This window comes from Maridesulfovibrio sp. FT414, assembly GCF_050916235.1.
Classification (GTDB): domain Bacteria; phylum Desulfobacterota; class Desulfovibrionia; order Desulfovibrionales; family Desulfovibrionaceae; genus Maridesulfovibrio.
Window position 1 is genome coordinate 1,098,286 of sequence record NZ_CP104854.1, and the last position, 13,868, is coordinate 1,112,153.

At 52.3% G+C, this 13,868-nt stretch carries 10 protein-coding genes; 2 read left to right on the forward strand and 8 right to left on the reverse strand.

Going from position 1 to position 13,868, the window contains the following annotated elements; translation table 11 throughout:
- The 3 genes from N7E73_RS04905 to N7E73_RS04915 form a co-directional block, all read right to left on the reverse strand.
- Positions 1-846, reverse strand: a complete 846-nt coding sequence (locus tag N7E73_RS04905) for a hypothetical protein (protein ID WP_432737911.1) — start codon at positions 844-846, stop codon at positions 1-3.
- A 216-nt stretch (positions 847-1,062) separates the two neighbouring features.
- Positions 1,063-1,785, reverse strand: coding sequence for a uracil-DNA glycosylase (locus tag N7E73_RS04910; RefSeq protein WP_432737912.1), 723 nt, complete (start codon positions 1,783-1,785; stop codon positions 1,063-1,065).
- A 17-nt stretch (positions 1,786-1,802) separates the two neighbouring features.
- Positions 1,803-2,435 (reverse strand): phosphoadenosine phosphosulfate reductase family protein, encoded by a 633-nt coding sequence (locus N7E73_RS04915; RefSeq protein WP_432738837.1) that lies wholly within the window; start codon positions 2,433-2,435, stop codon positions 1,803-1,805.
- 330 nt (positions 2,436-2,765) lie between these two features.
- Here N7E73_RS04915 and N7E73_RS04920 point away from each other — a divergent pair, with 330 nt between their 5' ends.
- A complete protein-coding gene (locus tag N7E73_RS04920; protein WP_432737913.1) occupies positions 2,766-3,236 on the forward strand; it encodes an ATP-dependent zinc protease family protein in 471 nt (156 codons plus the stop codon).
- Positions 3,237-3,258: 22 nt separating this feature from the next.
- Entirely contained in the window at positions 3,259-4,164 is a 906-nt protein-coding gene (gene rimK, locus N7E73_RS04925) for a 30S ribosomal protein S6--L-glutamate ligase (RefSeq protein ID WP_432737914.1), read from the forward strand.
- Positions 4,165-4,321: 157 nt separating this feature from the next.
- On the opposite strand, the gene nifJ is transcribed toward rimK, so the two are convergent.
- The 5 genes from nifJ to N7E73_RS04950 form a co-directional block, all read right to left on the reverse strand.
- Positions 4,322-7,843, reverse strand: coding sequence for a pyruvate:ferredoxin (flavodoxin) oxidoreductase (gene nifJ / locus N7E73_RS04930; protein ID WP_432737915.1), 3,522 nt, complete (start codon positions 7,841-7,843; stop codon positions 4,322-4,324).
- A 236-nt stretch (positions 7,844-8,079) separates the two neighbouring features.
- Positions 8,080-10,197 carry a phosphate acetyltransferase gene (gene pta / locus N7E73_RS04935; protein WP_432737916.1) on the reverse strand — a complete coding sequence of 706 codons (2,118 nt, stop codon included), beginning with the start codon at positions 10,195-10,197 and terminating at the stop codon, positions 8,080-8,082.
- Between the two features lie 150 nt (positions 10,198-10,347).
- Positions 10,348-10,536 (reverse strand): hypothetical protein, encoded by a 189-nt coding sequence (locus tag N7E73_RS04940; protein ID WP_432737917.1) that lies wholly within the window; start codon positions 10,534-10,536, stop codon positions 10,348-10,350.
- 229 nt (positions 10,537-10,765) lie between these two features.
- Entirely contained in the window at positions 10,766-12,298 is a 1,533-nt protein-coding gene (locus N7E73_RS04945; protein ID WP_432737918.1) for an SLC13 family permease, read from the reverse strand.
- 211 nt (positions 12,299-12,509) lie between these two features.
- Positions 12,510-13,829 (reverse strand): malic enzyme-like NAD(P)-binding protein, encoded by a 1,320-nt coding sequence (locus N7E73_RS04950; RefSeq protein ID WP_432737919.1) that lies wholly within the window; start codon positions 13,827-13,829, stop codon positions 12,510-12,512.
- Between the last annotated feature and the right edge of the window lie 39 nt (positions 13,830-13,868).

The following is a 13,868-nucleotide window of genomic DNA, read 5'->3' on the forward strand; positions in this document are numbered from 1 at the left end:
TTACTGGATGTTTACACTGCCGATGTTGGTATTGGCCTTGTTGCCCTTTCCAACTGCGGAGTTGACTACGTTGCCGGTCTTGGTCTGGGTGCTGATAACGCCGGCCTTGGAGTTGCGAACATTCACATTGCCGATGTTGGTATTGGCCACGTTACCCTTGCCTACAGCGGAGTTCACAACATTACCGGTCTTGGTCTGGGTGCTCACCACGCCAACCTTGGAATTGGAGATTGCGGTATTACCGATGTTGGTGTTGGCTACGTTGCCCTTACCCACGGCGGAGTTGACTACGTTGCCGGTCTTGGTCTGGGTGCTTACAACACCGACTTTGGAATTGGATACAGCAGCGTTACCGATGTTGGTATTGGCTACGTTGCCCTTGCCTACTGCAGAGTTCACGACATTACCGGTGGAAGTCTTGGTGCTCACAACACCGACCTTGGAATTATTGACCACTGCATTACCGATGTTGGTGTTGGCCACGTTGCCTTTACCGACTGCGGAGTTGACCACGTTGCCGGTCTTGGTCTGGGTGCTCACAACACCGACTTTGGAGTTGGAAATAGCTGCGTTACCGATGTTGGTATTGGCTACGTTGCCCTTGCCTACCGCAGAGTTCACAACATTACCGGTGGAAGTCTTGGTGCTGATGACCCCAACCTTGGAGTTGCTGACACCGACGTTGCCGATGTTGGTATTGGCGGTGTTGCCTTTACCGACCGCGGAGTTGACTACGTTGCCGGTGGAAGTTTTGGTGCTGACCACACCGACCTTTGACTGAGCGAATGCGGGAACACTCAGAGCACACACCAGAGCAGACACGACGATAATCTTCAAAGTCTTCATAACAAACTCCCCCAAAAAGGATTAATTTTGTCAGCATACAGCTGTGGTTGACAAGACTGATCTTCTTACAATTAGTGTTAAGATAAATCAATAATCAAAGTAAATATACCAACATCTTTTTAAGCATATTTACTTTTATAGAGGACGGGAGAGTTTATAGCGAGGGGAAAGATTAACTTTTTCTCCCCCCGCTAAAGATACGTTTAGAAAGTTAGATCAGCCTGCCCAATCAATTTCAGGACACTTGGCGAAATGATTTTCATGAAGAAATGAACCGGGCTTTTGGTCGAAAAGACGTGGATGGTAGCTTGTCAGCTTCTGCGAATCAGGCACAAATGAGCAGAATTCCTGGGCATCTTTTCCCCAGAGCATCCATCTGGCCTCAGGACGCTGCCCGGCAATGAATCTGAGCAGGTCAGAGGAGAACGGCCGCCATATCTCTGTATGGCTGCCGGAATTATTCAGCTGACAGGTCAGGGCCGTATTCAGGAAAAGTACGCCCTGACTTTCAAGATGCCCAAAGAGTCTGGACGGAGGAAGGATCGGAAATTCCCCGGAATCAATGTCACTGCGGATATGCGCAATCCCGACGGTTTCCGCTGCCTGCATATGATTTTTATGCAGCAGCTTGAGAATATTAACCAGCGAGGCGTTGCGTTTGAGATCGGCCCAGCGGTCAATATTGCCGACTTCAAATGCCCTGCCGGTGGCCACGGACGGCTGGGGATAGGGATCCTGTCCCAGAATCACCACCCGCACTCCGGCCAGATCGGTATGGCAGAAAAGCAGCACAAGTTCTGAAACAGGAGTATAGTCATCCCCGATGCGGGAACTGATTTCCTGCACTTCCCTGATACGCTCGGAGGTAAAAAATAGTCTCCAATCCCCGCGGGGCTGGTAGGTGGCACTGCCGAATCTGAATGTTGTATTTTCCATCATGTAATTAATTGTTGCGGTTAAAAATATCCCAGCGATGTCAGCAGTTCGAGATTCTTTTCCTTTTCAGCACTGCGTCCTTCACGCTCCGAAACACCATCTCCCTTTATAGTGCAGGGCCTGCAGCCCAGAGACCTGTAGCCCTGATCGTAGAGCTCGCAATGGGGAATCCGGTGCATGGAAATGAAAGCCCAGATGTCCATCTCAGTCCATTCAAGAATGGGATTCAGCAGGGTATGGTCCGGGTCGTTGCGGATTTCAATATACTTGCGCCCTGCCCTGCTCGGATGTTCGTCACGCCTTATGCCGGTCAGCAACAGGTCGATTTCATGTTCATCAATCGCACGCTGAAGCGGTTTTATCTTCAGGTCCGCACAGCACCGGACCGGGTCCTGTGCAATCGGGTATGTTTCAATATCCACGACAGGACGCAGGACAGTAACATCCACATCCCACTGTTCCGCCAGTGAATCCCTGAATTCCATGACCTCGGGGAATTTGACCCCGCTATCTATGGACAACGCCTTCACGGACGACAGGCCTTTGGATTTCAAGACTTCCCGCCACAGTGCCAGCACAACCGTGGAATCCTTTCCCCCGGTCCAGGCCACGGCAATATGCTCGGGGTCATACATTTCAAGCATTCCGGCCATCAGGCCTGCGGTGTGTCCAACCTTGACATCCAACGGCGAATTCACGCTTATCTCGGTCACAATAATACTCCTTGGATCAGATGCACCCGTTCTTGCCCGATTCCGCACAATTTGCAAGTCAGCACAATTTACAGATTTCCACTGGACGTATTTCTCCTTGCGCAGGAATTCAGCTTTTTTTTCTTGCATTTCATTACCTGGAACTATATGCCCTACGTCTCTTTTAATTGAAGCATGCTAACCGCTTTAATTTTGAAAAACTTCTGATATCTTCAAAATACAGAGCAAAGCTTCATTTTTCTGCATATCACTTATCTTAAGGAGCAGCTTATGAACTATCCCGACGAAGTACACGGGAAAACAGTCATCGGCTGGAGGGAGTGGGCCGCTTTCCCGCAACTGAACATTCCGGCAATCAAGTTCAAAACCGATACCGGAGCAAAGACATCCTGCCTGCATTCGTTCCGGCAGGATTTATTTATGAAAGGGGGAAAGCAATGGATCAGATTCGGAATACATCCAATCCAAAAGCGCACTGATATTGAAGTCTTCTGCGAAGCCCCGGTTGTCGAATTCAGAAACGTCACAAACTCCGGTGGTGACACAGAAGAAAGACCGGTCATCAGCTCCCGGATCATTCTGGGAGAGCTGGAGTGGGATATTGAACTGACCCTGACCAACCGGGACTCCATGAGATTCAGGATGCTGCTCGGACGGTCAGCCATGGAAGAGCTGCTCGTGGTAGACCCGGCAGGATCATACGTGCTCGGCAGAAAAAAAGGCTCACTGTATTATAAATAGATATTTCTCAGCGGAGAATCACATGAAAATCGGAATCCTGTCCCGTAAAAAGGAACTGTACTCTACTACGTCTCTCGTTAATGCCTGCAAAGCACGCGGGCATGAGGTTATGGTCATCAATCCCCTGCGCTGTTACATGAACATCACCTCCCACAACCCCAGCATATTCTACAAAGGGGAAAAACTGGAAGGTTTTGATGCCATCGTGCCGCGCATCGGAGCGTCCATCACCTTTTACGGCTGTGCGGTTGTACGCCAGTTCGAGATGATGGGAGTCTACTGCGTCAACGAATCAGTCGCCATCACCCGTTCCAGGGACAAACTTCGCAGCCTGCAGCTCCTCGCCCGCAAAGGAATCGGGCTTCCGGTTACAGCTTTTGCGCACTCCACCCAGTATACAGATGACCTCATCGACATTGTCGGCGGTGCTCCGGTCGTCATCAAACTGCTGGAAGGAACTCAGGGCAAAGGAGTGGTTCTTGCCGAAACTCGCGCCACCGCAGTGAGTATAATTGAAGCCTTCAAGGGCCTTGACGCGAACATTCTTGTGCAGGAATTCATATCCGAAGCGGCAGGTGCCGACATCAGGTGCCTCGTTGTCGGCGGTAAGGTCATAGCAGCCATGAAACGTCAGGGCCGCGACGGCGATTTCCGCTCCAACCTGCATCAGGGCGGTACCGCATCACAGGTCCGCATCACCCCGGAAGAGCGCTCTACCGCCGTGCGCAGCGCCAAGATCATGGGGCTGGGGTTCTGCGGTGTAGACATCCTGCGCTCCAACCACGGACCGGTTGTCATGGAAGTCAACTCATCCCCCGGTCTAGAGGGTATTGAAAAAACCACCCAGATTGATGTTGCCGGGGCACTGGTTGAATACATAGAAAAGAATGCCAAGCCCGGCAAAACCCAGACCAAAGGCAAGGGTTGATTTTGTTGCGCTACGCGCTTTAGGCGATCTGATTTCGCCTCCGCAGGTCCGCCGATGACATACCTCGGTGAAGTATCAGATACATAAAAGGCCCCCGCATCCGATGGATGCGGGGGCCTCTATTTTTTATGCAGACACGTTTTTCTAAAGAGGACTGCTAAATGGAATAATCCAGTTCAGAGAGCTGCTTGAGGAGCTTGAATCTCTGGAGGCAATCCTTTTCGATACCGGCACGCATTTTCTTGGATGCTTCAGGCATCATGCGCTCAAGCATGGCGTAGCGGTTTTCGCCGGAGAGGAACTCCTGCAGGGTTCCATCAGGCTCTTTGTACTCTACAACCAGCGGGTTCTCACCGTTTTCTTCACGGCGGGGGTCAAAGCGGTAGAGCGGCCAGTAACCGGATTCAACTGCAAGCTGACCTTCGAGCTGGGTTTTGCCCATACCCTTTCTGATACCCTGGTTGATGCAGGGAGCATAAGCAATGATCAGGGAAGGTCCGGGATAGCTTTCAGCTTCGAGGAACGCCTTCATAACCTGATTCTTGTTGGCACCCATGGAGACGGAGGCCACGTAAACATAGCCGTAGCTCATCATCATGCGGCCAAGATCTTTCTTGGAGGTATGCTTACCTGCTGCGGCAAACTTGGCAACGGAACCGAGCGGGGTTGCTTTGGAAGCCTGACCACCGGTGTTGGAGTACACTTCGGTATCCATGACCAGAATGTTGATGTCCTTGCCGGAAGCGAGAACATGGTCCAGACCGCCGAAACCGATGTCGTAGGCCCAGCCGTCACCGCCGAAGCACCAGATGGACTTCTTGGTGAAGATGTCTTCCTGCTCTTCGATTTCAAGAAGCAGTTCGTAGGTATCGGCTTCAACAGCGAGCAGTTCGCGCAGCTGGTTGCCGTACTCGAGAGACTTCGCAGCATCATCCTTGTTCTCAATCCAGCCCTTCATAGCTGCGGCAAGCTCTTCACTGATTTCAAGTTCAAGAGCCTGTTCCATGAGCATTTTCAGGCGATCGCGACGGTTGGAGATAGCCATTTCCATACCGAAACCGTACTCGGCGGCATCTTCAAACAGGGAGTTACCCCATGCAGGACCGTGGCCCTCGATGTTTTCACAGTACGGAGTGGAAGGAGCGGAAGCACCCCAGATGGAGGAACATCCGGTGGCGTTGGCAATGATCATGCGTTCGCCGAAGAGCTGGGTGAGAACCTTTACGTAAGGAGTTTCACCGCAGCCGGAACATGCACCGGAAAATTCCATCAAGGACTGCTGGAACTGGCTGCCCTTTACGGAAGTTCTGGGCAGGAGGTTGTCTTTGTAGGAAACGATTTCGGAGAAATCATAGTTGGGAACCTGAACCTCGGTCTGGGTGGCGATGGGTTTCATCACCAGAGCCTTTTCCTTGGCCGGGCAGATGTCGGCACAGTTGCCGCAACCCTGACAGTCAAGGGTGTTCACCTGCAGGCGGTACTTCAGGCCTTCAAGCCCCTTACCCTTGGCATCCACGGTTTCGAATGATTCGGGAGCTATCTTCATTTCCTCTTCATTTACGAGGACTGCGCGAAGAGCACTGTGCGGGCAGACGAAGGAACACTGGTTGCACTGGATGCAGTTGTCCTTGATCCATTCGGGAACCATGATGGCCACACCGCGTTTTTCAAAACGGGAAGTGCCCATGGGGAAACGTCCGTCGGGAGAGAACGCGCTGACAGGCAGGCTGTCACCCTTCTGGGCCAGGATGGGCTTGACCACGTCGGTGATGAATTCGGGCTCAAAGTTTTCAGTGGGCTCTTCATCTGCGGCGGTTGCCCATGATTCGGGATATTTGATTTCAATGAGGTTTGCTTCGGCCTGATCAACAGCAGCGTTGTTCATGTTGACGATCTTCTCGCCCTTCTTGCCGTAAGCGTCCTGGATGGATTTTTTCAGAAATGCAACTGCATCATCGAAAGGAATTACGTTTGCCAGCTTGAAGAAAGCAGTCTGCATGACCATGTTGATACGTCCGCCAAGACCGACTTCTCCGGCAATCTTTACTGCGTCGATCACGTAGAACTTTAGTTTGTTCTTTGCAATGGTGCGACGCAGCTTTGCGGGCAGTTCAACTTCAAGATCCTCAAGACCCATGCTGGTGTTGAGCAGGAATGTTCCGCCTTCACGGATGCCTTCCAGCAGATCGTAAAGTTTTACGTAGCTGGGATTGTGGCAGGCAATGAAATCGGAAATTTCAACCAGATAGGTGGACTTGATGGGCTTATTACCAAAACGCAGGTGGGATACGGTAATACCACCGGACTTTTTGGAGTCATAGGCAAAGTAGCCCTGAGCATACATGTCAGTGTTGTCGCCGATGATCTTGATGGCCTGCTTGTTGGCACCAACAGTTCCGTCGGAACCGAGGCCCCAGAACTTGCACTGAACAGTGCCTTCGGGGGTGGTATCAAGTTTTTCGCCGATTTCGAGAGAAAGACGGGTTACATCGTCATTGATACCGACAGTGAAGTGGTGTCTGGGGGACAGAGACTTCATGTTGTCATATACGGCCTTGACCATGGAAGGAGTGAATTCCTTGGAACCCAGACCGTAACGGCCTGCATAGACAGGCATGTCGATATTCAGTTCTTTGAGTGCGGTGCAGACATCCAGGTACAGGGGCTCACCGATTGCTCCGCCTTCCTTGGTGCGGTCCAGAACGGTGATCTGCTGGCAGGTAGCCGGAATTGCACGGCCGAGGTGTTCCATGGAGAACGGACGGTAAAGTCTTACTTTTACCAGACCGACCTTCTGGCCGTCGGCAAGGAGCTTCTCAATGGTTTCCTCGATGGCTTCACAGCCGGAACCCATGGCGATGATAATGTTTTCGGCTTCGGGATGACCGACATAGTCGAAAAGTTTGTATTTGCGTCCGGTGATATCGTAGACCTTTTTCATTGCGTCTTCGACGTATCCGGGAACTGCATCACGGTAGGGGTTGATTGCTTCAGTGGCCTGGAAGTAGATATCCGGGTTCTGGGCGGTTCCACGGGTGTGGGGGTGCTCAGGGTTGAGAGAGCGGTCACGGAAATCTCTGACCTTTTCCCAGTTAAGGGCTGCGGCCATATCTGCGTAATCGATCAGCTCGATCTTCTGTACTTCATGGGAAGTTCTGAAGCCGTCAAAAAAGTGAACAAAAGGAATGCTGGATTCAATAGTGGCCAGATGGGAAACCAATGCGAGGTCGAGAGCTTCCTGAACCGAGTTGGAAGCAAGCATTGCAAAACCGGTCTGACGGGTGGCCATTACATCCTGATGGTCGCCGAAAATTGAAAGTGCCTGTCCGGCAATAGCGCGGGCGGACACATGGAATACAGTGGGCAGCAGTTCGCCGGCGATCTTGTACATGTTGGGGATCATCAGCAGCAGGCCCTGAGAGGCGGTAAAGGTGCAGGAAAGGTTACCTGCGGCAAGAGCACCGTGCAGTGCACCGGCAGCACCCGCTTCAGACTGAAGCTCGCGCACTTCCATGGTGGTGCCGAAGATGTTCTTCATACCCTGAACGGCCCATTCGTCGGCCAGTTCCGCCATGGGAGATGAAGGGGTGATGGGATAGATGGCTGCGGTTTCGCACATAGCATAGGCTACGTATGAAGCGGCTTGGTTGCCATCCATGGTTTTCATTTTCTTTGCCATTATAAATCTCCGTGTCTTTGATTGTTGGGAAGGCGTGCAGCGACGACTGTAGCACAGAAGAGTACGCATTGCCTACCCGTATTTCACAGCTTCAAGGCCAATACTTGCAGAATTCTTGATCAGCCATTCAACATACCTGAAACACAAGCTCTTCCAAGGGCAGAACTCAGCTTTCACATCAAGCTCGGCCCTTGGAAGCTCATTCAATCACACTTGATTTTTATAATCGACATTTCCTAGTTCATTGCGGCGAGATCTTTTTCTGCAATAGCCTGAATGGCGGTAATCGCCACCGTGTTGACCACGTCACGAACGGTACATCCGCGACTGAGGTCGTTCACCGGTTTCTTCAGTCCCTGCAGAACCGGGCCGATGGCCATTGAATCGGGCTGGGAACGCTGTACGGCCTTGTAGGTGTTGTTACCGGTATTCAGATCGGGGAAGATGAGAACGGATGCCCTGCCCGCCACCGCATTGCCCGGCATAACCTGAGCAGCAACCTCCGGATCAACGGCAACATCGTACTGCAGCGGTCCTTCAATGGCTATTTCGGGAGCCATTTCCCGTACCAGCCGAGTAGCTTCCTTGACCTTGTCCACGGACACCCCTGTCCCCGACTCGCCAGTCGAATAGGACAGCATGGCAACTCTAGGCTCAATGCCGAAGATTGCGGCGGTATGGGCGGAACTTATCGCTATCTCCGCCAGTTCCTGTGCGTTGGGGTTCGGATTCACGGCGCAGTCGCCGAACACGGTCACCTGATCATTCTGGCACATCAGGAACACGCTTGAAACAATGGAAAATCCCGGTTTTGTCTTGATGAACTCAAAGGCCGGACGGATAGTCTGGGCGGTGGTGGTGATTGAACCGGAAACCATTCCGTCAGCAAGTCCCGTGTAAACCATCATGGTTCCGAAGTATGTCGGATCACTCATGCGGTCTCTGGCATCGTCCTTCACTATGCACTTGTGCTTGCGCAGCTCGTAATATTCATCGACAAAACGATCATAGAGATCCGACTTCGCCGGATCAATTACATCAATGCCGTCCAGCTTGATGTCGATATTGGACGCCGCCTTGTGAACTTCATCCACATTACCGAGCAGAGTAAGGCGCACAACGTCACGGCGGCGAAGAATATCCGCGGCGCGCAGGATACGCTCTTCGGCCCCTTCCGGCAGGACAATATGCTGCTTGGTCTCGCGGGCCTTGTGAAGCAGCGTGTGTTCGAACATGAACGGGGTAATGCGCTGGGACTTGGTGGAAACGAGCTTCTGCTGCAATTCATGTGAATCCACGCAGGTCTCGAACAGCCCCATGGCCGAAAGAACCTTGACCTGATTCTCGGGATCGATGGTTCCGTGGAGTCCGCGCAGGATCTCTGCAGTCTTATGGGTGTGCCCCTGAACAAGCAGAATGGGCAGGGGAACGCCCTTCCACCCTTCAATGAGATGGTGGACCGTCATGGCCGGACGTATCCCTCCGGTAAGCAGTACACCTGAAACGTTCGGGTAGGCTTCCGACAGGCGCGAAGACAGTGCAGCAAGGATAATATCAGAACGATCGCCGGGAGTTATGATCAGCGATCCCTCGTTGACATATTTCAGGAAGTTCTCGATCTGCATGGCTGCGACAACATAGTTGTCGATGGGAGTTTCGAGCTTTTCACGCCCGTAAAGGACCTGACTGTCCAGCCATTTGACAACATCCTTCATGGTGGGGTTGCCAAGCCGCTTGTCGTCGGGAATGACATAAGTGAGGGGTTTCTTCTCACCTTTGAACCCGGCCCGTATCTTTTCAGCCAGATCCGGCGAAAACTTCCTTGAGGCCCGGTTCACCATCACCGAAATGACATCAAGGCCCTTTTCCTCAAAAATATCCACGGTACGGATGGCAAGATCACAGACCTCGTCCTCATCACTGTTCATAGCATTGAGAACCGCCAGAACGGGACTTCCAAGGTTGCCCACAACATCAAGGTTGATGTCGAATTCCACGGCTGCCTCTCCGCCGAGGTAATCGGTCCCCTCGCACAGAACGAAGTCATATTCATTCTCAAGAGCCTTGAATTTGTCGAGAATGTTTTCCATGAGCAGAGAGTGCTTACCGTCATTGAGCAGACGCGTGGCTTCACTCTGGGTGTAGGCGTAAGTGGTTCTGTATTCCTGCGGGAGTTTGAAGTGGTTCAGGATCAGGTCAATGTCATGATCCCTGCCCCGTGGGTTGTCGTGGATGATCGGCCTGAAAATCGCCACCTTGCGCAGGTGGGTCAGAAGCAACTGCATGACTCCAAGAACTATAGCGGATTTTCCGCTGCGGGCCTCTGTTGCCGCTATGTATAAACTTTTGGACATCCTATCTCCTGATTAAAATAACTGCACGGACAATTACTCATAACAGAAGTCTTTTCATTAATCACGAAACAAAACAGCCGCCGAATTATATTTACGAAACAAAATCGTGAACTATCTCCAAATACGCAAAATCATGCGGAAGGATTCCCTTCAGCCTGCGCAGGAGGTGCTGATGAGGTCCGCCTGGCCGATCAGTCGTAAGGATACAACCGTGTTGCGTTCAAGCCGGCAAACGTGGCGCGCCGCCTCCGGGAATCCTCCCATGTTGCGGACAGGTTCCGTGGGCCCTGCGTTGCGTTCAGGAACCCTGAAACTATCCGGGTCCGCCCATATAGTCATGACCGGCCCGACTCTCGGACAACCGGTAAACAGATTTTCGGAACGGAAGCGAGTTGCTGTTCTGCACGCATCCCTGCTGCCCGGCCCGGTCAAATGCGTCCTGATTTGGGCGCACGTATTGAACCCATGACTTTGCGGCCATAGAAATTTCAAAGAGCTATGAGTTGTTATTAATGCTGATCAGATCAGTTTCCGGGCGGACCAAGTCCGCCCGGAAACAAGGGAGGTGTTACTTAGGCATTACAGCCCAGTCAGGAAGTACGCTAAGGTCGATACCCCAGAGAATCGGGATAATGTAGACCACGGAGAAAGTGATCAGCAGCCAGCCGATCATGTTCAGCCAGAATCCGGCTGCGGCCATCTGCTTGATCGTCACACAGCCCGACCCGAAGACAACCGCGTTGGGAGGCGTTGCAACCGGAAGCATGAATGCGAAGGATGCAGCAACGCAGGCCCCGATAATCGTTGCGAACGGATGAACACCCATGGCAATTGCCGCGCTGCCCATGATTGGAACAAGCAGGGTCGCGGTTGCGGTGTTGGAAGTGATCTCGGTCAGGAAGATGGTGATAAGAACAACCACAGCTACGAACATCAGGACGGTCATGCCTTCCAGCATGCTCAGTCTGGAGGCGATAAAGCCGGCCAGACCGGTCTTGGAGAATCCGTTGGCGATTGCAAGACCGCCACCGAAGAGCAGGATTACGTCCCAGGGAATCTTTACAGCGGTTTTCCAATCCAGCAGGAATTCGCCCTTCTTGAAATCAGTGGGAATGGCGAAGAGAATAAGGGAACCGAGGATACCGATGGTTGCGTCATGAACAAAGCTGAAGTTGGGCCAGAAGCCCTTTACCAGAGGCTTGAGGAATTCACGGGACAGCCAGAAGACAGCAACAAAGCAGCCTACTGCCACAATGTATTTCTCTTCCTTGCTCATGGGTCCAAGGGCTTCGATTTCCTTATTGATGATCGCCTCACCGCCAGCCAGCTCCAGTCCCTTGGAGGGGAACAGAACCTTGGTGAGCAGCCACCAGGATACACCGATCATAATGGTAGCCAGAGGAACACCGTACAGCATCCACTGACCGAAACCGATATGTACGCCGTACATCTTGTCGACCATACCGACCATAACGGTGTTCGGGGGGGTACCGATGATGGTACCGACACCACCCATGGAAGCAGCATAGGCGATACCGAGCATGAGACATTTACCGAAGTTGGCCTCGGGGCCGGTAGTGGCACAGGCCCTAAGATCCTTGGAATCAAAACCGGTGGCCTGCTGGATAACAGCCAGACCGATGGGAACCATCATCATGGTTGTGGCGGTATTTGAAACCCACATGGAAAGAAAGCCGGTGGCTATCATAAAGCCGAGAATCATTCTTCCCGGGCTTGTGCCCACAGCTTTAATAGTATGCAGGGCGATACGCCTGTGCAGGTTCCACCTCTCCATAGTCACAGCCAGAAAGAATCCGCCCATGAACAGGTAGATAAGGTGGTTGGCATAAGGGGAACAGGCTGCTGCGGATTTCATGATACCCAGCAGCGGGAACAATGCGATTGGGATAAGAGATGTCGCCGGAATTGGAATGGCTTCGGTGATCCACCAGATAGCCATCAGGGCCGTAACCGCCGCAACCTTCCATGCTGCCTGTTCCATTCCGGATGGAGCAGGCAGAAGAAGCATGATCAGGAAAACGACCGGCCCTGCAAAGAAGCCGATTTTTCGTCCGTTGCCAGAATCTTTTTGAGCGCTCATAGTCCCTCACTTGAGCTTGTGGCCTACCCACCGGATAAAACACCACTTTCCGCCCCGCTTAACGCAGGTTGTCAGCGCGGTCTGTAATGTCCTGCCGAATCCGGTTCATAAGCCGATACTTACATAATATGGACCTCATCACATATTTTATCCCGCCCGGCCCCCCTCACGGAGCCGGGAAGGATTGTTGAATGTTTAATTAAAGAACTTCCTAGATGTCGAGATTGTAGGATTTAACAAAGTCACCCACGCGCTTTCTGGAAGCAGCCAGACGTTCGCGGAGTTCCTTCTTGTATTCCTCAATATCGATTTTCTTGCGGGCAACACCGGTATCCATGGCTGCCTGGGCAACTGCGGCGGATTCCCATTCGATCAGGCGCAGGTCAAGCGGCTTGGGAATGATGTAGTCAATGCCGAATTCCAGCTTGTCCACACCGTAAGCTTCGCAGACATAGTCCGGAGCAGGTTCTTTCGCCAGAGCGGCCAGAGACCTGGCAGCGGCAATCTTCATTTCCTCGTTGATAGCGGTGGCGTTTACATCCAGTGCTCCACGGAAAATGAAGGGGAAGCCGAGTACGTTGTTGACCTGGTTGGGGTAGTCGGAACGACCGGTTCCCATGATGGCATCAGGACGGGCTTCCTTGGCATCGCTGTAGCTGATTTCGGGATCAGGGTTGGCGCAGGCAAAGATGATGGGGGAATCGGCCATGGACTTGACCATCTCCTTGGTGACCATGCCTTTGACGGAAAGACCGAGGAACAGGTCGGCGCCTTTCATGGCGTCGGCGAGGTCCGCATATTCCTTGTCAGTGGCGAACATCTGTTTCTGAGCGTTCAGGCCCTGGCGGCTCTTGTTGATATGACCGCGGGAGTCGAACATGGCAACGTTTTCGCGTTTGATGCCCAGAGACATATAGAAATTGGTGCAGGCAACAGCCGCTGCCCCGGCACCGGAGACAACCAGACGCATGTCTTCGATCTTCTTGCCTGCGATTTCAGCAGCGTTGATCAGCCCTGCACCGGAGATAATAGCGGTACCGTGCTGGTCATCGTGGAAGACCGGAATATTCATTTCTTTCTTGAGTTTTTCTTCAATGTAGAAACACTCGGGAGCCTTGATGTCTTCAAGGTTGATACCGCCGAAAGTCGGTTCGAGAGCTTTTACAATATTGCAGAGCTCATCCGGGTCGGTGACATTGAGGTTGATGTCGAATACGTCAACATCTGCGAAAACCTTGAACAGAACACCCTTGCCTTCCATAACCGGCTTGCCTGCTTCGGGGCCGATGTTACCAAGGCCGAGTACGGCAGTTCCGTTGGAAACTACAGCGACAAGGTTGCCGCGACCGGTGTAAAGATAGGATTTTTCCTTATCTTCAGCGATTGCAAGGCAGGACTCGGCAACACCGGGGCTGTAAGCCATGGAGAGGTGTTTCTGAGTGTCGCAGGGTTTTACAGGAACAACTTCTATTTTGCCCTTTCTGCCTTTGGAATGGTAATCAAGAGCTTCCTGTTTAGTGAAAAGAGCCATAATTTTTTCTCCTTAATTGTCGGTTGCAACTTTTCCGAC